We start from the raw sequence: 21,528 nt of genomic DNA, 5'->3' as shown, positions 1-21,528 counted from the left end.
CTGGTCACCCGGCCCCGCCTGATCGCAAAGTGTGCGGGCACGTTATCGAACGATCGTGCTTTTTCTACAAGATCAGGAGACAGGCATGGCAAACCGCAGGGTGCGAGGAGTGCTGCTGGCCGCGGCCGTGGTGGCCGGCATGGTCGCCGTGGCGCACGCGACGAACTACTCGTTGTGGATCAACGGCCGCACCGGCGGCGGCCAGCTCGGCAACCACGCCGACTTCAGCTACTGGGGCCCGGCGTCGGCGAACGCCGGCGTCAACAAGAAGTCGGTCAACTGGGACGGCTACAACCACGTCTCGGACCAGAACTACCTCGTGCGCGACGCGCTCGACTGCTACTGCACCGGCCAGAACTGGTGCTACATCGCCGTGCACAGCGCCGGCAACCTGCAGATCGGCTACTCGCTCGCGCTCTATGGCGGCTCCGCCCGCATGGTCAAGAACGCCGCACCGAACGCGCAAGGCCAGTGCGGCAACCTCGACGGCAGCTCGCAGACCGGCTGGAACATCAAGTGGGTCGACGTGGCCGGCGGCGCGGCCGGCGGCTCCGAGCTCGCCAACTCGGGCGACTGGGCACTGGACGAGCCGCTCGTGTCCGACCTGAAGACCAGCACCGCCCGCGCGATGTACGACCACAACAACACGCGCGCCAAGTGGTTCTACATGTACGCCGGTGCCAACGGCACGCTGTACTCCTTCCTCCTGCCCGGGCAGGACGACGAGGCCATCGCCTACCACTCCAGCGGCGGTGTCTCGGGCAGCAGCGGCGGCTCGTTCTGCAACCCGTCGGACTGGTTCTGCAACGACCTCACGCTGGGCACCGCGAAGAACGAAGGCGGCCGGGCCAAGTGGAGCTACCACTCGGTGGCCTTCCGTGACGGCAGCGAGGCCTACAACCACTACACCAACGGCAACTGGGCCGGCATCGTGAGCAAGGTGCGCGCCGACATGGAGGCCAACGCCAAGTGACGGCCCGCCGGCGCTGGCTTGCCGCGGCGGGCGCGGCCGCCGCCGTGGCGCTGCTCGCCTGGTGGGCGTCGGCCGGCGACGCCGCGGCCGACGCCGGCGCGGCCCGGCCCGATGCCGCGCCCACCCTCGCCGGCGGCGCCGCGCCGGCCGCCAGCGCGATGCCGCCGCGCGGCGCCCAGGCCGACCGCAGCGCCGAGCGGGCACTGTGGCGGCAGCGGCTGCAGCGCGCGCGCCACACGCTGGACAGCTACCGCGAAGCGACACGCTACCCGCACCACTCGCGGCCGGCGGCCGAGCACGCCGACCAGATGCGCCCGAACCAGCCCATCACCGAGGAACGCCCGTTGCGCGAACCCGGCGGCCCGGTGGTCGAAGGGCTGATCCTGCGCACCACGCAGGAGCGGGTCTTTGTGCTCGGCGACGAGAGCGTGCTGTTCACCGTGGCTGCGGTCGATGGCGAAGGCAAGCCGCTGCCGCTGCAGGTGCCGCGTGCGGTGGCACACGAAGGCCCGGGCGGCGCCCGGCCCGCACTCGACAAGCCGCCGGCACCCACCGTGCCGGTGGCGTTCACCGACGACGGCCGCAACGGCGACGTGCAGGCCGGCGACGCGGTGTTGAGCTTTCGGCTGCAGCCCGCGCGCGACGGCTTCGCCGAGCTCGACGGCGTGATCCGCGTCGAGCTCGCACTGCAGTCGGGCGAGCACAGCGGCTACGCCTACTTCGACGTGATCCACTCGCCTTCCGCCCCCGCGACCTGGGGCGCCGGGGTGCGCGAGGCCGTCGAGGCCGGTTCGCTGAACCTGTACCTGCCGGCGCAGGTGCTGCAACCGGGGCGCTATGTCGCGACCGGCCGCATCGACGACGCCAACGGCCGCCCGTTCGCGCTGGTCAGCTTCAACGACGAACTGGCCGCCGGGCCGCAGCAGATCCGGCTGCAGGTCTTCGGCAAGCTGCTGCGTGATGCGCAGCCCGAGTTCCCGCTGACACTGCGCGACGTCGACGCCTTCCTGCTCAAGCCCGACACCTTCCCCGACCGGGCGCTGATGCCGCGCCGCGACGGCCTGGTGCACCGCACGCGCAGCTACCCGCTGACGGCCTTCTCCGACGCCGAATGGTCGAGCGAGGAGCGCGACCGCTACCTCACCGAATACACCAAGGACGTGAACGAGGCGGAGGATCAGATGAAGGAGCTCGGGTCCGGCCCCTGAAACTGGTACAAAGCGGCGTTGCTCCACTCCAGGATTCGTCGCCATGCACACCACGCGTTGGCTCGCCCGCAGCCTGGCCACGCTGGGCCTTTCGTTCGGCAGCCTGGGCATGGCGATGGCCGAAGGCACGGCCGGTGCGCCGGACCCCGAGCGGCTGCGCCAGACCGTCGTCGACACCGAGCGGGCGTTCGCGAAGACCATCGCTGACCGCGATCTTGCGGGCTTCACGAGCTTTCTCTCGGCCGAGGCGGTCTTCCAGGGCGGCAAGGGCCCGCTGCGCGGCCGCGATGCGGTCGTCGCCGCCTGGACGAAGTTCTTCGAGGGCCCACAGCCGCCGTTCTCGTGGGAGCCCGACAACGTCGTCGTGATGAGCAACGGCGAGCTGGCGCTGAGCAGCGGCCCGGTGCGCGACCCGGCCGGCAAGCTCGTGGCCCGCTTCAACTCGGTCTGGCGCCAGGAAACCCCCGGCCAATGGCGCATCGTGCTCGACATGGGCAACGATGCCTGTGACTGTCCCAAGCCGTAAGGAGGCCCTTCCATGAACCTCATCTCGAACACCGCAAGCACCCGCGGCCGCCTGCTCGCCATGGCGGCCCTGTGCCTGGCGACGATGGCCGTGCCGGCCCGGGCCGCCTTGAAGATCGGTGACAGCGCGCCCGACTTCAGCGCCGATGCCGCCCTCGGCGGCCAACCCTATCGTTTCGTGCTGGCCGAGGCCTTGAAGAAGGGGCCGGTGGTGCTGTACTTCTACCCGAAGGCCTTCACCAGCGGCTGCACGGTCGAGGCGCACCAGTTCGCCGAAGCGACGCCGAAATTCGCGGCGCTCGGTGCCACCGTCATCGGCATGTCGAACGACGACATCGAGACGCTGAAGAAGTTCTCGGTCGAGGCCTGCCGCAACCAGTTCGCCGTCGCGGCCGATCCCGGCGCGAAGGTGATCCAGCAGTACGACGCGCAGCTGGCCGTGAAGCCCGACATGGCCAACCGCATCTCCTACGTGATCAGTCCGCAGGGCAAGGTGCTGCTGACCTACCAGAGCATGGACCCGGATGGCCACGTCGGTGCGGCGATGAAGGTGGTGCAGGAGTGGAAAGCCGGCCAGCCGAAGTAGCCGGCGCGGCCGGGTGCCCCATCAACCGCGCTTGGCCCGGCTGATCGCCTTCGCCACGCGGCCGCGCGCCTTCCACTCGGCCATCAGCCGGTGCCGGTCGAGCACCGTCATCTCGTGCCGCTGGGCCTCGCGCTGCAGCTTGTGGTAGCTCAGCAGTCGCCCGGCCGGCACGGCGGGGCGCACCGCGCAGCCAGGCTCGTCCTCGTGGTGGCAATCGCGGAAACGGCACAGCGGCGCGAGGCGCGAGATGTCGTCGAAGACCGCATCGAGCTGCGCCTCGTCGGCATCGACCTGCAGCCCGCGCAGCCCCGGCGTGTCGATGATGCAAGCCCCGGCCAGGCAGCGATGCAGCGAGCGCGTGGTGGTCGTGTGGCGGCCGTGTTCGTCGCCGCGCCGGACGCCGCCCGTCGACTGCACGGCGTCGCCCATCGCACCGGTCAGCGTGTTGGTCAAGGTGCTCTTGCCCGCGCCGCTGGAGCCCAGCAGCACCAGCGTCTGGCCCTCGCCGAGCCAGGGTGACAGCACCTCGATGCTGGCCGGATCGAGGCCATTCAGCGCGAGCACGTCGACCTGGCCGCTCAGGTGGCGCCGCACCGCGTCGACACGCGCTGCGGGATCCGTGCACAGATCGGCCTTGCTCAGCACCACGAGCGGCGCCACGCCGGCCAGGCGCACCAGCGCAAGATAGCGGTCGAGCCGGCGCAGGTTGAAATCCTGCCCGGCGCCCATCACCAGCAGCGCCGTGTCGACGTTGCTGACCAACGCCTGGCGCCGGCCGCTGCTGTCGCGACGCACGAGGTGGTTGACCGGCGGCACGCGCGCCGCCACCCAGCAGGTGTCGCCGAGCGCGGCATCGCGCCGGGCGGCGACCCAGTCGCCCACCACCAGCGACTCGTCCTGTATCTGCAAGGCGATGCGCAGCGTGGGCCAGATCTGCGCGATGTGCTCGGCGTGACCGTCGTGCAGCCGCACGCGGTCGCGCTGCACTTCGGTCACGCGCATCAGCCGATCGCTGGCTTCGGTCTGGAGGTTGAACATCTGCGCGACGAGGGCCTGGGTCAGGCCGATGGCGCGCAGGGCTTGAAAGTCGATCGTGTCGAACATGACAGCGTGATCCGCAAAGACGAGTGGGCCTCGCGCGGGCCGCATGAAGCGGCGCGCGCAAGCCGGCGCCTGGCCGAAGGGCCAGAACGAAACAGGTGGGGTGCGGATCGCCCGGCAGCGAGGGCCGGGGCGCTGTCAGTCAGCGCAAGGATGCGTGGCGTGATGCCGGCGAACCGCAAGGCGGGTGGTGACGACTTCATCCATGGCTGCCTCCTTGCGGTTGGGTGAGGTGCCGCGAGCGCGGCGCCGAGGGTGCGCACTTTGCGGCGAGCACGCGGCGCTGTCAACCCCTCGCGGCCCACGCGCGACAATCGAGCCGATGACCCAGACGATCGCTTTCGAACTGCGCGGCGAACACATCGCGCTCGATGCCCTGCTCAAGGCCACCGGCCTCGCGCCCAGCGGCGGCTACGCGCGCCAGCTGATCGTCAACGGCGAGGTCCGTGTCGACGGCGAGGTCGAGCTGCGCAAGACGGCGAAGATCCGCGCCGGCCGCGTCGTGCAGCTCGGCGAGGCATCGGTCAGAGTTTCAGCTCCAGCTGCAAGCGCCAGTTGACGAAGGTCGAGGCCACCGCGTCGGCGCGCTCCTCGTCGACCAGGCTGGTGCTCTCGCTGTCCTCGTGCAGCAGGTTGCTCGCGGTCACGCGCAGCCGCATGGCCGGGTTGATCGTCCACAGCACATACGCATCGACCACCCGCTTGGCCGACTGCACCAGCCACTGCGTTTCCGACAGCCGCGTCGTGTAACCCGGCGTGAGGTTCAGGTTGCCGCCGATCGTCAACGGCGTGCCCGGCCAACGGTAGTCGGCGCCGAGGTTCGCGGTGCCGCCGGGCTGCTGGTCGAGCCGGTTGTTCGGGCCGGGCACGCTGTCGACCTTCGACCTGAAGACGCTCAGGTTGGCGCGCAGGTCGACCGCCGGCGCCTCGTCGACCAGCTCGTTCAGGCGCAGCTTGGCTTCGAGCTCGATGCCTTGCGTGGTCGCTTCGCCCACGTTGCGCGGCCGCGCGACCCAGCGCGGGTTGTCGAAGCCCGGCACCTGCTCCAGCGTGGTCAGGGTGCGCATCAGGTCGGTGATGCGGCGGTGGAAGACGTTGGCGCTGAGCATGCCGCCCCCGGGCAGGTAGCGCTCGAGCGCGATGTCGATGCCGGTGGCCAGCTCGGGCCGCAGGTCCGGGTTGCCGGCCCGGTCTGGGCTGGTCGGCGTGTTGTCGCCGGTTGGGTAGCGCGACGAGACGTTGAGCCGGCCGAGCAGGTTCTGCAAGGTCGGCGAGCGATAGCTGCGCGTCAGGCTGAAGCGGACCTGGTCCTGGCCCTTCGGCTCGGGCTTCCACACCGCGTGCAGCAGTGGCGTCCAGACGCTGGATTCGTTGCGCGTGCCGCCCGCATCGTCGCCTTCGCCTTCGGTCGTGATGCCCTCCCAGCGCAGGCCGGCGTGCGCGGCCCATTGCGGCGTCAGGTTCCATTCGTCCTGTGCGTACAGCGCATAGCGCCGGGTCGAGGCCTGCAGCGCGTCTCGGTTGTCGAGCAGCGCTTCGTGGCTGTCGGGGTTGAGCACCGGCTCGCCGGTGGCCGGGTCTCGCAGCGTGGTGCGGCCGTCTTCGCTGCGGTGCGCGGCGTCGAGCTCGGTGCCGGCGACCAGGCTGTTCGATTCGCCCACCAGCAGCGTGTACTTGGCATTCAGGTGCCCGTTGCGCTCGCGCGAGTCGGTGCTCTCGTCGAGCATGGGCAGGGCCTCGTCGCCGTTGAATTCGCGGCGCAGCGAATGATTCGTCGACTGCGAGGCCGCCACGCCGCCGCGCCACTCGACGCGGCCGTCGCCCAGCCGCTGGCGCCACTGGCCGTTCAGGCGGGCGAGCAGGAAGCGGCCGTCGCTGTCGCTGGTGCTGCGGTCGTAGGCCTGCAGGCCCGGCGGCGGCGTGCCTTCGGTGCTGGCCACCGAGCGGCGCACGCCGTCGCCCTCGGAGAACACGAGCAAGGGCATCAGCATCAGCGACTCGCCCTCGCCGAGCGGCCACTGCAGCCGCGCATTGGCGTTCAGCCCATGGCGCCGGCTGACCGAGCTGCTCTCCTCGCGCTGCTCGTAGCCCGGGGCGCTCGTCGTCGTGACGCCATCGTCGTCACGCCGCCACGACCAGGCGTTGAGCGACAGCTTGTAGGCCAGATCGCCCCACTTGTCTTCGCGCGTCCAGCTCACGCCCGGCGAGACGATGCCGTTCTCGACGCCGGCGCTGAGCTTCAGGTCGTTGAGCTGCTTGCGGAAGCCCTCGCGGGTGATGATGTTGATCGTGCCGGCTATCGCCCGCGCGCCGGTCTCCGCCGTGGGCGCGCGCTGGATCTCGATGCGCTCGACCATCTCGGGGTCGATCGAGTCCAGCGACAAGCCGCCCTGCACGCGCTCGCCGTCGAGCAGGATCTGCGTGTAGCCGCTGCCCAGCCCGCGCATGCGGATCGCGCCGCCGCGCCCCGGCGTGCCGCCGATCGTGACGCCCGGCAGGCGCTTGAGCAACTCGCCGAGCGAGGCGTCACCGAAGCGCTCGATCTCGTCGCGGCCGACGATGATCTTGGCCGCCGTCGACCGGCGGCGCTCCTCGGTGTCGCTCTGCCGCGCGCCGGTGACCTCGACACGCTGCGCGGCCGGCTTCGGCGGGCCAGCGGACGCCGAGGCGGCATCGCCGGGCGGCGCGGGCTGGGCGCTGCTCGGGCCGGCCAGCGCGAACAGCACGAGACCGAGCGCCAGCGCGGCAGCGGGCAGCGGGCAGCGGGCGCGGGAGGTCTCGGCAGACTCGGGGGCGGACGGTTCGGCGTGGTCCACCCGGCACGCGGGGCATGAACGGGGCATCGGTCGGCGTGTTGAAGCCCGGATTCTGGGTCATGGATCACGGCGCGGCCGGTGCCCGCATGACCCGAGCCATGCAAAGCTTTGTGCATCGGATCCGGGTTTACGCTAGAATGCGCGGCTGCACTGACGTGGGCCACCTTCACGGGCTGGTTCACCAGGCAGTGCTTGCACGCTCATCCCCTCTGACCTCCCAGTCTGTTCGGTGGGCCGGTTTCGCCGGTGCCAACGAAGTCCTTGAAGGCCCGCACGACGCGAACGTCGGCGGGCGCGGTCGGCGGCGATGTATTTCATTAGCCCCACCGCACGCCGGCCGCAAGGTTCCGGCGGCCAGGACTCTTCATGACTTTCGAATCGCTCGGCCTCGACGAGGCCCTGTTGCGCGCGCTCAAATCCGCCAACTACGAAAAACCCACCGACGTGCAGGCGCGCGCCATCCCGGCCGCATTGGCCGGCAAGGATCTTCGCGTGTGCTCCAACACCGGCAGCGGCAAGACCGCCGCCTTCGTGCTGCCCGCGCTGATGCGTGTCCTCGAGGCCCGCAAGGACCCGGCCCAGAAGCCGCAGCGCGGCGTGGTGCGCGGCCCGCGCATCCTCGTGCTGGTGCCCACCCGTGAACTCGCGATGCAGGTCTGCAAGGCCGCGTCCGACTACGGCCGCCACGTGCAGTTCCTGTCGGTGACGACGGTCGTCGGCGGCGTGCCCTATCCGGCCCAGCTGAAGGCGCTGCGCAGCCCGCTGGACATCCTGGTGGCCACCCCGGGCCGCCTGATCGACCACCTCGGCAGCGGCAAGGCCGTGCTCGAGAACGTCGAGATGCTGGTGCTGGACGAAGCCGACCGCATGCTCGACATGGGCTTCATCGAGGACATCGAGCACATCGCTGCCTCGCTGCCCGAGAAGCGCCAGACGCTGATGGCCAGCGCCACCTTCGACGGCGAAGTGGGCCAGCTCGCCCAGCGCCTGCAGCGCGCCGACGTCGAGCGCATCCAGATCACTGGCCACACCGCCAAGCACGAGAACATCGCCCAGCAGCTGATGTGGGCCGACGACCTCGACCACAAGCACGCGCTGCTCGATGCCCTGCTGACCGAGCGAGAGGTCGACCAGGCCGTCGTCTTCACCAGCACTCAGATCGACGCCGACCGCCTGGCCGATCGCCTGCACGAGATGGGCCACAAGGTCGCGTCGCTGCACGGCGGCATGCCGCAAGGTCGCCGCAACCGCGTGCTGCAGGGCCTGCGTTCGCGCCAGCTGCGCATCCTGGTGGCGACCGACGTCGCCGCGCGCGGCATCGACGTGCCGACCATCAGCCACGTCATCAACTACGGCCTGCCGCTGAAGGCGGAAGACTACGTGCACCGCATCGGCCGCACCGGCCGCGCCGGCCGCTCGGGCCGCGCAGTGACGCTGGCCGAGCGCCGCGACGTGCCGATGATCCGCCGCATCCAGCACTACACGACGCAGCCGATCCCGGTCGCGACCGTCGAGGGCCTGGAGCCGACCCGCCCGGCGCCGGACACCTTCCAGCGCCCGCCGCGCAGCGGCGCACCGCGGGGCAAGGGCCCGGGCTATGGCCGCGTCGGCGACTACTTCAACAACAACAACCACCGTGGCGGCCCGCGCCCTGCGTACGCCCAGCCGGGGCAGGACCGCTTCGGCGGTGATCGCCGCCCGCCGGCCGACCGCAGCCCCTTCGAGCAGCGCGAGCGCCCGGCGTTCGAGCAACGCGAGCGCGCGCCGTTCGAGCATCGCGAGCGGCCCGACCGCCCTGGCTTCGTCCGCGCCGACGCGGCCCCGCGCCACGACCGTGGTCAGCGCCCTGCTCAGCCGAGGTTCGTTCCTTCGAGCAAGCCGCGCTTCGACAACAAGGGCTCGATCGCCGGCAAGCGGCCGCGGAAGTCGGTGTAAGCCTGCTGGGGCGACACCGTGTCGCCCACCGCATAGATGTGGCGGTGCAAGCGCGCCGCCACCTGCGCATCGAATGGATTGCCGGCCTCCTCGAAGGCGTTGAAGGCATCCGCGTCCAGCACCTCGGCCCAGAGGTAGACGTAGTAGCCGCAGGCGTAGCTCGAGCCGGCGAACAGGTGCTGGAAGTGCGCCAGCCGGTGCCGCACGCCGATCGCCTCGGGCATGCCCAGGCGCGCGAGCTCTTCGCGCTCGAACGCGCTCAAGTCCTGCGGCGCCTCGGCCTCGCTGCGCGCATGCAGCGCCAGATCGACCAGCGCGCTGCCGAGGTAGCTCACCGTGTCGAACCCCTGGCCCCAGCGCTGCGCCGCCTGCAGGCGCTCGATCAGCGCGGCCGGGATCGACTCGCCGGTCTGCCAGTGGCGCGCATGTCTCGCCAGCACCTCGGGCTGGCCGAGCCAATGCTCGAACAGCTGCGACGGCAACTCGACGAAATCGCGCAGCACCTGCGTGCCGGCCAGCCGGTGGTAGGTGACGCGTGAGAGCAGGCCGTGCAGGCCGTGGCCGAACTCGTGGAACAGCGTGCGCGCATCGTCGAACGACAGCAGCGTCGGCTGGCCCGGGGCGGCCTTGGCGAAATTGTTGTTGTTGACGATGATCGGCGCCGCCACCGCGCGGTTGCGCGACTGGTAGTTGAAGTCGCTCATCCAGGCACCCGAGCGCTTGCTCTGGCGCGCGAAGTTGTCGTGCAGGAACAGGCCCGCACTGCGGCCCTCGGCATCGAACATCTCGTAGGCCTTGACGTCCGGGTGGTAAGCCCGGATCTCGGGCCGCGCCTCGAAGCGCACACCGAACAGCCGCCCGGCGCAGTCGAACAGTGCCTGCACCATGTTGTCGAGCGCGAAATACGGCTTCAGCTCGGCTTCGTCGATCGCGTAGCGCGCCTGGCGCACCTTCTCCGACCAGTAGCGCCAATCCCAGGCCGCCAACGGCTCGTCGACGCCGTGGCTGCGCATCGTCTCGGCCAGCGCCTGCCGCTCACGCTCCGCGGCCGGCAGCGCCCGCGTCCACACCTCGCCGAGCAGATCGCGCACCGCGCCCTGGTGGCCCGCCATCGTGTCGGCCAGCGCATAGTCGGCGTAGCTGGCGAAGCCATGGGCCTGGGCCTGCTGGCGCCGCAGCCGCAGGATCTGGCGGGCCAGCGCGCGGTTGTCGGTCGGCCCGCCGGTTTCGCCGCGGCCCACCCAGGCGCGCCAGGCTTTCTCGCGAAGGTCGCGCCGCTGCGAGAAGGTCAGAAAGGGCACGATCAGCGAGCGGTTCAGCGTGATCGCATGCGCACCCTCGGGCAGGCCCCGTTCGGCGGCTGCCTGGCTGGCCGCCGCCCGCACGAATGCGGGCAGGCCGGCCAGATCGGCCTCGTCGTTCAGCGGCAGCAGGTAGCTCGACTCGTCGGCCAGCACGTTCTGCGCGAAGCGCGTCGTCAACTCCGCCAGCTCCTGCATGATGGCCGAGTAGCGCCGCTGCTCGTCCGGCGTGAAGCGGGCGCCGGCGCGCACGGCATCCAGGTGCAGGCGCTCGATCAGGCGCAGGCCTTCGGCCGGCAGGCCGAGCGCGGCGCGGTCGCGGTGCAGCAGGTCGAGCCGCGCAAACACAGAACGGTGCATCTTGACCGCGCTGTCGTGCGCGGCCAGCGGCGCGGCCATCTGGCGTTGCACAGCCTGCAGCGCCGGCGAGGTTTCGGAGGCCGTCAGGTTGCCCAGCAGCGACTCGATGCGGTAGAGCAGCGCACCGGCGCGGTCGACCGCCTCGACGGTGTTCTCGAAGGTCGGCAGCTCGGGCTGCATGCCGATCGCGTCCAGTTCGGCCCGGTGCTGCCGCATCGCCTCGGCCAATGCCGGGGCGAAGTGTTCGGGGCGGATACGGTCGAACGGCGGCAGGCCGAAGGGCGCTGTCCAGGGTTCGAGCAGCGGGTTGGTGCTCGGGTCGGCGGCGATGCTCATGCGGTTCGGGGTATCAGTCCAGGCGCGTTCGATGATGCCATCGCTGCCGCCCGGCGCCCCTGCCCATTCACCCCAATCGCCGCGCGCCTTTGCCGCGGGGCGCGGCTACTTGACGCGCTGCTTCTCCAGCTTGCGTGCCAGGGTGCGGCGGTGCATGCCCAGGCGCCGCGCCGTTTCCGAGATGTTGAAGCCGGTCTCGGCCAGGGTCTCGTGGATACGCTCCCACTCCAGCGTCTTGATCGACGAGGTGCGCTCGGTCAGCTCGACCTCGGCGTCGCCCGCGCCGCGCGCGAACGCGGCCTCGATGTCGTCGGTGTTGGCCGGCTTGGCCAGGTAGTGGCAGGCACCGAGCTTGATCGCCTCGACCGCGGTGGCGATGCTCGCGTAGCCGGTCAGCACGACGATCAGCATCGCGGCGTCGAATCCGTGCAGGTGCTGCACGCAGGCCAGGCCCGAATCGCCCGCCGCCAGCTTCAGGTCGACCACCGCGTAGCCGGGGCGGTTCGCCTCGAGCAGGCGGCGGATGTCGTCCAGGCAGGCCGCGCGCAGCACGCGGTAGCCGCGGCGCTCGAACGAGCGCACCAGCGTGCGGGCGAACGCGTCGTCGTCCTCGACGATCAGCAGCAGCCGTTCAGGGTCCATCATCGGTGGCCTATTCTGGCGGCATCAGCGCCGCCAGCGGCAGCGTGACGATGACCTCCGCGCCGCCGAAGGGGCGGTTGCGGGCCACGATGCGGCCCCCCAGCGTGCGCGCGACGTTGACCGACAGGAACAACCCCAGCCCGCCGCCGGGCCGGCCCTTGCTCGACTGGTAGGGCTTGCCGAACTGCACCAGCATCTCGGGCGGGAAGCCGGGGCCCTCGTCGAGCACACGCAGCGACAAGGTGTCGTCGTTGCAGGCGGCCAGCAGGGTCAGCGGAGCGGAAGGCGCAGCCTCGAGCGCGTTGTCGAGGATGTTGCCGATCATCTGCTTCAGCGCCGAGTCGGAGATGATCGGCAGGTCCGGCACGCCGTCGCGCCGGTATTCCAGCCGGGCCACCGGCCGGGTCGTGCGCCACTCCTCGACCAGCCCGTCGAGGAAACGATGCAGCGTGGTGTGCAGGGGCGCATCGCCGCGCGACTCGCCGGCCGACATCAGGATGCCGCCGACGATGCTCTTGCAGCGCTGCAGCTGCAGCTGCATCTCCTCGATCTCGGCCCGCAGCTCGGGCTCCCCGGCGAAGGGGGCCATGCGCGCCCAGTCGCCGAGGATCACCGACAGCGTCGCCAGCGGCGTGCCCAGTTCGTGCGCCGCGCCCGAGGCCAGCAGCCCCATGCGGACGATGTGCTCCTCTTCGGCAGCCCGCTGGCGCAGGTCGGCCAGGCGGGCGTCGCGCTGGCGCAGGTTGCGGCCGATGCGGGTGATGAAGATCACCAGCAGCGAGGCATTGAGCACGTAGCACAGCAACAGCCCGCCGATGTACTCGGGCGTCAGCGCGGGGTTCGACAGCTCGGCCATCGCGAGCGGACGGTGCCATTGCGTCAAGCCCACGAAGCACAGGCTGGTCACGACCACCAGCGCCCAGATGAAGTGCGGCCGCAGCAGCACCGACCCCACGGCGACCAGCAGCAGGTACAGGTGGATGAAGGGGTTGGTGACACCGCCGGCGAAGTACAACTGCCCGGTCAGCACCGCGACATCGACCATCAGCCCCGCGAACAGCTCGCCGTTGCCCACCGGCAGCGCCAGGCGGCTGCGCAGCCAGCTCGCCAGGTTGAACAGCGCCAGCACCGCCAGCAGGCTGAGCATCTTCTCCAGCGGCAGCGCGACGCCGAGGGCGAACTGCACCAGCACGATGGTGGCCAGTTGCCCGGCCGCCGCGAGCCAGCGCAGCTGGATCAGCTGCAGCAGGTTCTTCCGCCCGGCCAGCTGCACCGGCGCGCGATCCCCCTCGCCCAGCGTGGGCCGCAGCGCCTCAGCGTCGGGGTTCGGCGAGATGTCGGGCAGTGGAGTGGATGACAACGGGGAAGTCTCCAGCCATCCGGCGCAACCGCCGCTCGTCGATCAGGAGGTAGCCGATGGCGCCGGCGGCCATCGCGGCGAGCGCGAACCAGGTGGCGGCGTAGACCCGGTGATTGTTGCTGAAGTGCACGACCGTCAGGCCGGCGCGAGGCCAGGCGGCGCCGCGCACGTTGGGTCCGTCGGCCCCCGCGTCGATGAAGTAGGGCGCCATCGGCACGCCGGGCGTGGCGGCCGGCAGCTCGCGCGCAGCGGCGATGGCCGCCACGTCGCGCGAGTACCAGCGGCCAGCCTGCGGGTCGTTGTGCTGCCACAGGCGGCCCCCGGGCTCGGACAGCCTCAGCAGGCCGGTCACGACCTGCATGCCCTGCGGTTCGTCCGCACGCCGGCGGGCGCGTTCGCGCCACTCGGGCGGAACGAAACCCCGGTTCACGAGCACCCAATGGCCCTCGTCGCTGTGCAGCGGCGTCAACACCCAGTAGCCGCTGCCCAGCACCGTGGTGGCCGCCACGAGCGTCTCCCGCGCATGAACGAACTCGCCGCGCACGGTGACCTGGCGGTATTCGTCGGCATCGCGCTGCAGCGCCGCCCACTGGGCCGGGCCCGGCGCGGGTGACGGCGCCGCATGGCGCTGCCGCTCGACGCGGGCGATCAGCCCCTGCTTCCAGGCCAGCCGCTCGACCTGCCAGGCGCCCAGCGCCGCAAAGCCGGCGCAGGCCAGCGCCAGGGCCCCGACCAGTGCGATCAAGGCCCGCGTCGAACGAGGGGCTCGGCCGTCGGCTTGCATGGCCGTCAGGGCATGTTGCGCATCATCTGCGCGTCGGCCTTGGGCATCATGTTGGTGTTCATGTGGTACATGACCCAGATCGACCCGGCCAGCAGGATGACCACCAGCGCCACGGTGAAGGTCAGTGCCAGCAGCGACCAGCCGCCCTCGACCTTCGCGTTCAGGTGCAGGAAGTAGATCATGTGCACGACCATCTGCACCGCGGCGAAGCCGAGGATCACGAAAGCGGTCAGCTTCGGCGAAGGCAACACCTGGCCCATCACCAGCCAGAAGGGGATCGCCGTCAGGACCACCGACAGCACGAAGCCGGTCGCGTAGCCGCGCAGGGTGGCGTGGTAGCCCACATCATCGTGATGGTGGTCGTGCGAAGCGTGGTCTTGGGTGCTCACGGAAGCACTCCCATCAGGTAGACGAAGGTGAAGACGCCGATCCAGACGACGTCGAGGAAGTGCCAGAACATCGACAGGCACACCAGGCGCCGCTTGTTCTCGTTGATGAGCCCGAACTTGTTCACCTGGACCATCAGCGTGACCAGCCAGATCGTGCCGAAGGTGACGTGCAGGCCGTGCGTGCCGACCAGCGTGAAGAACGACGACAGGAAGGCGCTGCGCTGCGGGCCAGCGCCTTCGTGGATCAGGTGGGCGAACTCGGTCAGCTCCAGCGACAGGAAGCCCAGCCCCAACAGGCCGGTGAGGGCCAGCCACGCGAGCAGCTGCTTCTTCTTGCCGTGCTGCATCGCGATCATCGCGAAGCCGTAGGTGATCGACGACAGCAGCAGCAGCGCGGTGTTGGCGGCGACGATCGGCAGGTCGAACAGGTCGGCGCCGGAGGGGCCCGCCGCGTAGCTGCGGCCCAGCACGGCATAGACCGCGAACAGCACGGCGAACACCAGGCAGTCGCTCATCAGGTAGAGCCAGAAGCCCAGCAGCGTGCCTTGCTGCGGGTGGTGCGTGCCGTCGTCGTAGAAGACCGGCGGCGTGCCGGCGGCGGTGACAGGGATCGGACTCAGCATGGCAGGTCGAGTTGGTGGTTTCAGGCCGCGGCCAGCTGCAGCGTGCGGGTCTGCTCGCTGTGCGCGACGGCATCGGCGGGAATGTGGAAGTCGCGCCGGTAGTTGAAGGTGTGCAGAACAGCCGCGCCGACCGTGGCCGCGAAGGCCAGCGCCGCCGGCAGCCACATGTGCCAGATCAGCGTGAAGCCGCAGGCCGTGGCCAGCATCGCGATGACGAAGCCGGCGGCCGTGTTCTTGGGCATGTGGATCGGCTTGAAGCCGCTGGTCGGGCGCTGCGCGCCGCGCTTCTTCATGTCGAACCACGCGTCCTGCTCGTGCACGATCGGCGTGAAGGCGAAGTTGTAGTCCGGCGGCGGCGAGGCGGTCGACCATTCCAGCGTGCGGGCATTCCACGGGTCGCCGCTGCGGTCGCGCAGCTGCTCGCGGCGCAGGTAGCTGACGACGAGCTGCACGAGGAACGAGGCGATGCCCAGGGCGATCAGCACCGCGCCGGCAGCGGCGATCTGGAACCAGATCTGCAGCGAAGGGTCGTCGAAGTGGCTCATGCGGCGCGTCACGCCCATCAGGCCCAGCACGTACAGCGGCGCGAAGGCGACCCAGAAGCCGACCAGCCAGAACCAGAACGAGCACTTGCCCCAGAACGGGTCGAGCTTGTAGCCGAAGGCCTTGGGGAACCAGTAGTTGATGCCGGCGAAGATGCCGAACACCACGCCGCCGATGATCACGTTGTGGAAGTGCGCGATCAGGAACAGGCTGTTGTGCAGCACGAAGTCGGCCGCCGGCACCGCCAGCAGCACGCCGGTCATGCCGCCGATCACGAAGGTGACCATGAACCCGACCGTCCACAGCATCGGCACCTCGAAGCGGATGCGGCCGCGGTACATGGTGAACAGCCAGTTGAAGATCTTCGCCCCGGTCGGGATCGAGATGATCATCGTCGTGATGCCGAAGAACGAGTTGACGCTGGCGCCCGAGCCCATCGTGAAGAAATGGTGCAGCCACACGAGGTACGACAGGATCGTGATCACCACCGTCGCGTAGACCATCGACGCATAGCCGAACAGGCGCTTGCCGCTGAAGGTGGAGACGACCTCCGAGAAGATGCCGAACACCGGCAGCACCAGGATGTAGACCTCGGGGTGGCCCCAGATCCAGATCAGGTTCACGTAGAGCATCGCGTTGCCGCCGAGGTCGTTCGTGAAGAACGCGGTGCCGAGGTAGCGGTCGGCCGTCAACAAGGCCAGCGCGGCCGCCAGCACCGGGAAGGTCGCGACGATCAGCACATTGGTGCACAGCGAGGTCCAGGTGAAGACCGGCATCTTCATCATCGTCATGCCCGGCGCGCGCATCTTGATGATGGTCGCGATCAGGTTGATGCCCGACAGCGTCGTGCCGATGCCGGCCACCTGCAGCGACCACAGGTAGTAGTCGACCCCGACGTCGGGGCTGGCCAGCAGGCCCGACAGCGGCGGGTAGGCCAGCCAGCCGGTGCGCGCGAACTCGCCGATGAACAGCGAGATCATCACCAGCACCGCACCGCCGGCGGTCATCCAGAAGCTGAAGTTGTTCAGGAACGGGAAGGCAACGTCGCGCGCGCCGATCTGCAGCGGCACCACGTAGTTCATGAAGCCGGTGACCAGCGGCATGGCCACGAAGAAGATCATGATCACGCCGTGCGCCGTGAAGATCTGGTCGTAGTGGTGCGGCGGCAGGAAGCCGGCCGCATCACCGAAGGCCATGGCCTGCTGGGCGCGCATCATCAGCGCATCGGCGAAACCGCGCAGCAGCATCACGATGCCCAGCGCGATGTACATGATGCCGATCTTCTTGTGGTCGATGCTGCAGATCCAGTCGCGCCACAGCGGGCCCCAGAGGCGAAACCTGGTCAGCACGGCCAGCGCGGCCAGGCCGCCGAGCGCGACCATCGCGAAGGTGGCCACGAGGATGGGCTCGTGGTAGGGCACGGCCTCCCAGCTGAGACGGCCGAGGATGAGGGAATTCAGGTCGGTGGACATAAGGGACTCGCGGCCTCAGGGTTGCGCGGTGACGCCGAGCTGTGCGGTGGGCGCGCCGCCCGGGTTGGCCGGCGTGCACAGCGCGGCGACGACGGTGCGTTCGGCGACGGCGCCGGCCTCGTTGCGCCACGGTTGGCGCGTCAGACCGGCCACACCGGCCTTGCCGGCGCCGCCGGCGGCGTCGATGGCCATCATCTGGTGCAGGCACATCTTGTTGGCATCGACGCAGCGGTTCAGGATCGTGCCGTAGAGGCCCGGCTCGACGCTCGCGTAGCGGCGCACCGGCTCGCGTTCGCTGGGCTGCTCGAGCGCGAGGTAGCCGGCACGGTCCAGCGTGCGGCCGGAGACGCGGTTGCCGTCGACCCACTTGGCGAAATCGGCGTCCGACAGGCCGAGGAAGCCGAAGCGCATGTTCGAGAAGCCGGCACCGCTGTAGTTGGCCGAGATGCCCTCGTACTGGCCGGCCTTGTTGATCACCGCGTGCAGCTGGGTTTCCATGCCCGGCATCGCGTAGACCATGCCCGCCAGCGCCGGCACGTAGAAGGCGTTCATCACGCTGGACGAGGTGATGCGGAACTGGATCGGCCGGTCGACCGGCGCGGCCAGCTCGTTGACCGTCGCGATGCCCTGCTCGGGGTAGACGAACAGCCACTTCCAGTCCAGCGCGACGACCTGCACCTCCAGCGGCTTCACCTCGGCCGGCACGGGGCGCGCGGCATCGATGCGGTCCAGCGGGCGGTACGGATCCAGCTTGTGGGTGCTGATCCAGGTGATCGTGCCCAGCGCGATGATGATCAGCAGCGGCGCGCCCCAGATCACCAGCTCCAGCCGGGTCGAATGGTCCCAATCGGGCGTGTAGGTGGCCGCGGCGTTCGACTGGCGGTAGCGCCAGGCGAAGACCAGCGTCAGCGCGATCACCGGCACGATGATCAGCAGCATCAGCAGCGTGGAGGTGACGATCAGCTGGGACTGCTGGGCGGCGATGTCGCCATGCGGCTTCATCACCACCCAGTCACAGCCGGACAGGCAGCCGGCCAGGCCAAGCGCGAGGGTTGCCGGCGCGATGCGGCCGGCGGCAGTACGAAGCAGTTGCATCAGGGATACGGTGTGCGCCCCCAGGGCCGAGCTGCGCCCGGCCCGCCCCCCGTGGGGGTCAAGGAGCTCGGGAGCGGCCCGTCGCTCCTTGGCGCGGGTAAACGATAGTTGCGCAGCGGGCGGGAATCTATCCTGATTGATACAAATCAACGATTGGACAATTTGTCCCAGCCCCCTCCTGGCCCAGCTCAAAACATGACTTCTGCCGCACACCCCGCCCTGCCCCATCCCCTCCCCGCATCCCCCTCCTCCGACCCGAACGAACTGCCAGCCAGCGTTGCCCCCGGCGACATCGCCGTCGGCGTCGTGATCGGCCGCGCGTCCGAGTACTTCGACTTCTTCGTCTACGGCATCGCCTCGGTGCTGGTCTTCCCGTCGGTCTTCTTCCCCTTCGTCGGCCGGCTGGAGGGCACCCTGCTCGCCTTCGCCCTGTTCGCGGTGGCCTTCGTCGTGCGGCCGCTGGGCACCTTGGCCGGCATGCAGATCCAGCGCCACTTCGGGCGCGGCACCAAGCTGACGGTGGCCCTGTTCCTGCTGGGCAGCTCGACGGTCGGCATGGCGCTGCTGCCGGGCTACGAGCACGCCGGCGGGCTGGCGATCGCCCTGCTGACGCTGTGCCGCATCGGCCAGGGCCTCGCGCTGGGCGGCTCGTGGGACGGCCTGCCCTCGCTGCTGGCGCTGAACGCGCCCGAGAAGCGCCGCGGCTGGTACGCGATGCTGGGCCAGCTCGGCGCGCCGCTGGGCTTCTTCGTGGCCTGCGGCATATTTGCCTACCTGTGGGGCGAGCTGTCGGCGAGCGACTTTCTCACCTGGGGCTGGCGCTACCCCTTCTTCGCGGCTTTCGCGATCAACGTCGTGGCGCTGTTCGCCCGGCTGCGCTTGGTCGTGACGCACGAGTACGAACGCCAGCTCGAGCTGCACGAGCTCGATCCCTGCAGCGTGCGCGAGCTGCTGTCGCAGCAGGGCCACAACATCTTCATCGGCGCCTTCGCCGCACTGGCCAGCTACGCGCTGTTCCACCTGGTCACGGTGTTCCCGCTGTCGTGGGTCATGCTGTACTCGGAGCGCTCGATCGGCCAGTTCCTGTCGGTCGAGCTGGTCGGCGCCGCACTGGCCGCGGTGGCGATGCTGCTGTCGGGCCTGGTGGCCGATCGTGTCGGCCGCCGCCGCACGCTGGGCGGCGTGGCGGTGCTGATCGCCGGCTTCAGCCTGGCGGCCCCGTGGCTGCTGAGCGGCGGCAGCGCCGGCGAAGACGCCTTCATCCTGATCGGCTTCGTGCTGCTGGGCCTTTCCTACGGCCAGGCGGCCGGCTCGGTGACTTCGAACTTCCTGCCGCACCTGCGCTACACCGGCGCCGCGCTGACCGCCGACCTCGCCTGGCTCGTCGGCGCCGCCTTCGCGCCGCTGGTGGCGCTGGGCCTGTCGGCCCGCTTCGGGCTGGTGGCGGTCAGCCTGTACCTGCTGTCGGGGGCCGCCTGCACGCTGCTGGCGCTGCGGGTGAACAAGACCCTGTCGGGCGTGCGGGACTGAGCCGGCCGACACGGCCAACACGGGCGTTGAGCGCCAGGGAGGGGCATGCCATGAAGATCCTGAAGATCGTCGCCATCGTCGTGGCGCTGCTCGCGCTCGTGCTGTTCGGTGGCGGCATGCTGCTGTCGCCCAAGTTCCACATCGAGCGCAGCATCGTCGTCAACGCGCCGGCCGAGAAGGCCTACCCCCTGGTGGCCGACCCGCACCGGTGGAAGGAATGGACGGTCTGGAACCGGCGCGACGCGGCGATGAAGATCGAGTACTTCGGCGCGGCGTCCGGCGCGGGCTCCGGCTGGGCCTGGAAGAGCGCGAGCGAAGGCGACGGCAGGATGACGCTGACGGCCGCCGAGCCGAACCGGCGCGTGACCTTCGACCTGTACTTCCCCGATTTCGACAGCACCTCCACCGGCGTGCTGCGCTTCGACCCCGAAGGGCCAGGCACCAAGGTCACCTGGGCGATGGACGGCGACATGGGCAGGAACCCCATCGCACGCTGGATGGGCCTGTTCATGAACGACATGGCCGGCAAGGACTTCGACGCCGGCCTGGCCAACCTGAAGGCCCTGGCCGAGAAGGGCTGACGCGCCGATGGGCGACACGAGGCTCACCATCCATCCGTTGACGCCCGAGCGCTGGGCGGACCTGGAGGCGATCTTCCTGGCCAGGGGCTGCTCGGTGGCCCGTGGCTGCTGGTGCATGTACTACCGGGTGAGCGGCACCCCGCCGGCGCCGCCGAAGGGCACGACGCGATCGGCGGCCAATCGCGCCGCGCTGAAGGCGCTGGTCGACGCCGGTGAGCCGGTCGGGCTGCTCGGCTACCGCGGCCGCGCGCCGGTCGGCTGGGTCTCGATCGCGCCACGCGAGCGCTACGCCAAGCTGCAGAAGTCGCCGGTGATGAAGCCGGTCGACGATCTGCCCGTGTGGTCCATCGTCTGCTTCGTCGTGCCGGCCGAGCACCGCGGCCAGGGCGTCGCCGCGGCCTTGCTGGCCGGCGCCGTCGAGTGGGCGCGCCGGCAGCGCATCCACCTGCTCGAGGCCTACCCGGTGGACAGGCCGCAGCGCGCCAGCGACGACGCCATGTGGTTCGGCGCGAAATCGATGTTCGACGCGGCCGGCTTCGAGGAGGTCGCGCGGCGCAAGCCGCAGCGGCCGGTGGTGCGGCTACGTACCTCGGGCCGAGGCCCGGTGACGGGCGGTTGATACCATGCGCGGCCCACCATCTCCGGCGGGGCTCGCACCATGGCCCTCAAATCCACCGTCTTCAAGGCCCAGCTGCAGATCGCCGACATGGACCGCGCGCTCTACGCCGACCATGCGCTGACCCTGGCCCGCCACCCCTCCGAAACCGACGAACGCATGATGATGCGGCTGCTGGCGTTCGCGCTCGCGGTGCCGGCCGACACCGACCGCGGCGCGCTCGAGTTCGCCGCCGGGCTGTCGGACACCGACGAGCCCGACCTGTGGCAGAAGGACCTGACCGGTGCCCTGGTGCAGTGGATCGAGGTCGGCCAGCCCGACGACCGCCGCCTGGCCAAGGCCTGTGGCCGCGCCGAACGGGTTCGCATCTGGTCCTACAGCAACTCGACGCCGATCTGGTGGAACGGCATCGAGGGCAAGGTCTCGCGCCTGGCCAACCTCGAGGTCTGGCAGGTGCCCGCCGCCGAGAGCCAGGCACTCGCCGCCCTGGCCGAGCGCAGCATGCAGCTGCAGGTCACCGTGCAGGAAGGCCATGTCTGGGTCGGCAACGGGCGCGACTCGGTCGCGCTGGAGCCGCGGGCACTCAAGGAAATCAGGGCCCGCCGCTGAGCCGCCGCAAAAGGCCGGCCTCGGCGTGGCCGGGGTCGTTGAACGAGCTTGATCGAGACGGGCGCCGGGCTCGCCTATGATCCGCCGCGCCTGCGTCCACCCGAGGCGCCGGCGCCCTCGCCACCAGCGAAACCCCGCCCATG

The 21,528-nt window shown here is 70.1% G+C and carries 20 protein-coding genes; 10 read left to right on the top strand and 10 right to left on the bottom strand.

Annotation, left to right across the window (positions count from 1 at the left end; translation table 11 throughout):
• Window positions 1–85: 85 nt before the first annotated feature.
• Genes VJ693_RS25365 through VJ693_RS25350 form a run of 4 tightly spaced genes read left to right on the top strand, consistent with a single transcriptional unit; the run spans window position 86 to window position 3,292 of the window.
• Entirely contained in the window at window positions 86–973 is an 888-nt protein-coding gene (locus VJ693_RS25365; protein ID WP_324158920.1) for a hypothetical protein, read from the top strand.
• Window positions 970–2,181 carry a hypothetical protein gene (locus tag VJ693_RS25360; protein ID WP_324158918.1) on the top strand — a complete coding sequence of 404 codons (1,212 nt, stop codon included), beginning with the start codon at window positions 970–972 and terminating at the stop codon, window positions 2,179–2,181. Before VJ693_RS25365 ends, VJ693_RS25360 begins: the two co-directional genes overlap by 4 nt.
• A gap of 43 nt (window positions 2,182–2,224) precedes the next feature.
• Window positions 2,225–2,707, top strand: coding sequence for a nuclear transport factor 2 family protein (locus tag VJ693_RS25355; RefSeq protein WP_324158916.1), 483 nt, complete (start codon window positions 2,225–2,227; stop codon window positions 2,705–2,707).
• Between the two features lie 12 nt (window positions 2,708–2,719).
• Window positions 2,720–3,292, top strand: coding sequence for a peroxiredoxin (locus VJ693_RS25350; protein WP_324158914.1), 573 nt, complete (start codon window positions 2,720–2,722; stop codon window positions 3,290–3,292).
• 21 nt (window positions 3,293–3,313) lie between these two features.
• Here the strand turns inward: VJ693_RS25350 and rsgA are convergent, their stop codons facing one another.
• Window positions 3,314–4,396, bottom strand: a complete 1,083-nt coding sequence (gene rsgA / locus VJ693_RS25345; protein WP_324158912.1) for a ribosome small subunit-dependent GTPase A — start codon at window positions 4,394–4,396, stop codon at window positions 3,314–3,316.
• A gap of 319 nt (window positions 4,397–4,715) precedes the next feature.
• On the opposite strand from rsgA, the gene VJ693_RS25340 reads away from it, so the two are divergent.
• A complete protein-coding gene (locus VJ693_RS25340) occupies window positions 4,716–4,952 on the top strand; it encodes an RNA-binding S4 domain-containing protein (RefSeq protein ID WP_324158910.1) in 237 nt (78 codons plus the stop codon).
• Here the strand turns inward: VJ693_RS25340 and VJ693_RS25335 are convergent.
• Entirely contained in the window at window positions 4,918–7,209 is a 2,292-nt protein-coding gene (locus VJ693_RS25335; RefSeq protein WP_324158908.1) for a TonB-dependent receptor, read from the bottom strand. The two genes, VJ693_RS25340 and VJ693_RS25335, sit on opposite strands and share 35 nt — an antisense overlap.
• 366 nt (window positions 7,210–7,575) lie before the next feature.
• On the opposite strand from VJ693_RS25335, the gene VJ693_RS25330 reads away from it, so the two are divergent.
• Window positions 7,576–9,144, top strand: coding sequence for a DEAD/DEAH box helicase (locus VJ693_RS25330; RefSeq protein ID WP_324158906.1), 1,569 nt, complete (start codon window positions 7,576–7,578; stop codon window positions 9,142–9,144).
• Here VJ693_RS25330 and VJ693_RS25325 read toward each other — a convergent pair.
• From VJ693_RS25325 to cyoA, 8 genes are all read right to left on the bottom strand, one after another.
• Window positions 9,060–11,141, bottom strand: coding sequence for a M3 family metallopeptidase (locus tag VJ693_RS25325; RefSeq protein ID WP_324158904.1), 2,082 nt, complete (start codon window positions 11,139–11,141; stop codon window positions 9,060–9,062). The two genes, VJ693_RS25330 and VJ693_RS25325, sit on opposite strands and share 85 nt — an antisense overlap.
• Window positions 11,142–11,246: 105 nt before the next feature.
• A complete protein-coding gene (locus VJ693_RS25320) occupies window positions 11,247–11,783 on the bottom strand; it encodes a response regulator transcription factor (protein ID WP_324158972.1) in 537 nt (178 codons plus the stop codon).
• 10 nt (window positions 11,784–11,793) lie between these two features.
• Window positions 11,794–13,092, bottom strand: coding sequence for an ATP-binding protein (locus tag VJ693_RS25315; protein ID WP_414652371.1), 1,299 nt, complete (start codon window positions 13,090–13,092; stop codon window positions 11,794–11,796).
• Between the two features lie 4 nt (window positions 13,093–13,096).
• On the bottom strand, window positions 13,097–13,888 hold the full coding sequence (locus VJ693_RS25310; protein ID WP_324158900.1) for an SURF1 family protein: 792 nt from the start codon (window positions 13,886–13,888) through the stop codon (window positions 13,097–13,099).
• A 44-nt stretch (window positions 13,889–13,932) separates the two neighbouring features.
• Complete coding sequence (gene cyoD / locus VJ693_RS25305) at window positions 13,933–14,316, bottom strand: cytochrome o ubiquinol oxidase subunit IV (RefSeq protein ID WP_324158898.1); 384 nt, start codon at window positions 14,314–14,316, stop codon at window positions 13,933–13,935.
• Window positions 14,313–14,939, bottom strand: a complete 627-nt coding sequence (cyoC, locus tag VJ693_RS25300) for a cytochrome o ubiquinol oxidase subunit III (RefSeq protein WP_324158896.1) — start codon at window positions 14,937–14,939, stop codon at window positions 14,313–14,315. The genes cyoD and cyoC overlap by 4 nt, the downstream gene beginning before the upstream one ends.
• Window positions 14,940–14,959: 20 nt before the next feature.
• Window positions 14,960–16,954 (bottom strand): cytochrome o ubiquinol oxidase subunit I, encoded by a 1,995-nt coding sequence (gene cyoB, locus VJ693_RS25295; protein WP_324158894.1) that lies wholly within the window; start codon window positions 16,952–16,954, stop codon window positions 14,960–14,962.
• A 15-nt stretch (window positions 16,955–16,969) separates the two neighbouring features.
• A complete protein-coding gene (gene cyoA, locus VJ693_RS25290; protein WP_324158892.1) occupies window positions 16,970–18,049 on the bottom strand; it encodes a ubiquinol oxidase subunit II in 1,080 nt (359 codons plus the stop codon).
• Window positions 18,050–18,244: 195 nt separating this feature from the next.
• On the opposite strand from cyoA, the gene VJ693_RS25285 reads away from it, so the two are divergent.
• Genes VJ693_RS25285 through VJ693_RS25270 form a run of 4 tightly spaced genes read left to right on the top strand, consistent with a single transcriptional unit; the run spans window position 18,245 to window position 21,385 of the window.
• Entirely contained in the window at window positions 18,245–19,579 is a 1,335-nt protein-coding gene (locus tag VJ693_RS25285) for an MFS transporter (protein WP_324158890.1), read from the top strand.
• A 50-nt stretch (window positions 19,580–19,629) separates the two neighbouring features.
• Window positions 19,630–20,160: an SRPBCC family protein gene (locus tag VJ693_RS25280; protein WP_324158889.1), complete on the top strand. Its 531-nt coding sequence runs from the start codon at window positions 19,630–19,632 to the stop codon at window positions 20,158–20,160.
• A 7-nt stretch (window positions 20,161–20,167) separates the two neighbouring features.
• A complete protein-coding gene (locus VJ693_RS25275) occupies window positions 20,168–20,779 on the top strand; it encodes a GNAT family N-acetyltransferase (protein ID WP_324158887.1) in 612 nt (203 codons plus the stop codon).
• A 39-nt stretch (window positions 20,780–20,818) separates the two neighbouring features.
• Entirely contained in the window at window positions 20,819–21,385 is a 567-nt protein-coding gene (locus VJ693_RS25270; RefSeq protein WP_324158885.1) for a YaeQ family protein, read from the top strand.
• The last annotated feature ends 143 nt before the right edge of the window (window positions 21,386–21,528 follow it).

The sequence above is a fragment of the Ideonella sp. genome (assembly GCF_035254525.1).
GTDB lineage: Bacteria > Pseudomonadota > Gammaproteobacteria > Burkholderiales > Burkholderiaceae_C > Ideonella.
Note: the sequence above shows the minus strand (reverse complement) of the source record. Positions and strands in the feature narration are given on the sequence as shown.

Excerpts from the sequence above, each read along its gene's own strand:
- cyoC (WP_324158896.1), bottom strand. The coding sequence starts at position 14,939 with ATGCTGAGTCCGATCCCTGTCACCGCCGCCGGCACGCCGCCGGTCTTC.
- cyoA (WP_324158892.1), bottom strand. The coding sequence starts at position 18,049 with ATGCAACTGCTTCGTACTGCCGCCGGCCGCATCGCGCCGGCAACCCTC.
- rsgA (WP_324158912.1), bottom strand. The coding sequence starts at position 4,396 with ATGTTCGACACGATCGACTTTCAAGCCCTGCGCGCCATCGGCCTGACC.
- cyoB (WP_324158894.1), bottom strand. The coding sequence starts at position 16,954 with ATGTCCACCGACCTGAATTCCCTCATCCTCGGCCGTCTCAGCTGGGAG.
- VJ693_RS25355 (WP_324158916.1), top strand. The coding sequence starts at position 2,225 with ATGCACACCACGCGTTGGCTCGCCCGCAGCCTGGCCACGCTGGGCCTT.
- VJ693_RS25320 (WP_324158972.1), bottom strand. The coding sequence starts at position 11,783 with ATGGACCCTGAACGGCTGCTGCTGATCGTCGAGGACGACGACGCGTTC.
- VJ693_RS25270 (WP_324158885.1), top strand. The coding sequence starts at position 20,819 with ATGGCCCTCAAATCCACCGTCTTCAAGGCCCAGCTGCAGATCGCCGAC.
- VJ693_RS25275 (WP_324158887.1), top strand. The coding sequence starts at position 20,168 with ATGGGCGACACGAGGCTCACCATCCATCCGTTGACGCCCGAGCGCTGG.
- VJ693_RS25350 (WP_324158914.1), top strand. The coding sequence starts at position 2,720 with ATGAACCTCATCTCGAACACCGCAAGCACCCGCGGCCGCCTGCTCGCC.
- VJ693_RS25340 (WP_324158910.1), top strand. The coding sequence starts at position 4,716 with ATGACCCAGACGATCGCTTTCGAACTGCGCGGCGAACACATCGCGCTC.
- VJ693_RS25330 (WP_324158906.1), top strand. The coding sequence starts at position 7,576 with ATGACTTTCGAATCGCTCGGCCTCGACGAGGCCCTGTTGCGCGCGCTC.
- VJ693_RS25325 (WP_324158904.1), bottom strand. The coding sequence starts at position 11,141 with ATGAGCATCGCCGCCGACCCGAGCACCAACCCGCTGCTCGAACCCTGG.
- VJ693_RS25280 (WP_324158889.1), top strand. The coding sequence starts at position 19,630 with ATGAAGATCCTGAAGATCGTCGCCATCGTCGTGGCGCTGCTCGCGCTC.
- VJ693_RS25365 (WP_324158920.1), top strand. The coding sequence starts at position 86 with ATGGCAAACCGCAGGGTGCGAGGAGTGCTGCTGGCCGCGGCCGTGGTG.
- VJ693_RS25285 (WP_324158890.1), top strand. The coding sequence starts at position 18,245 with ATGACTTCTGCCGCACACCCCGCCCTGCCCCATCCCCTCCCCGCATCC.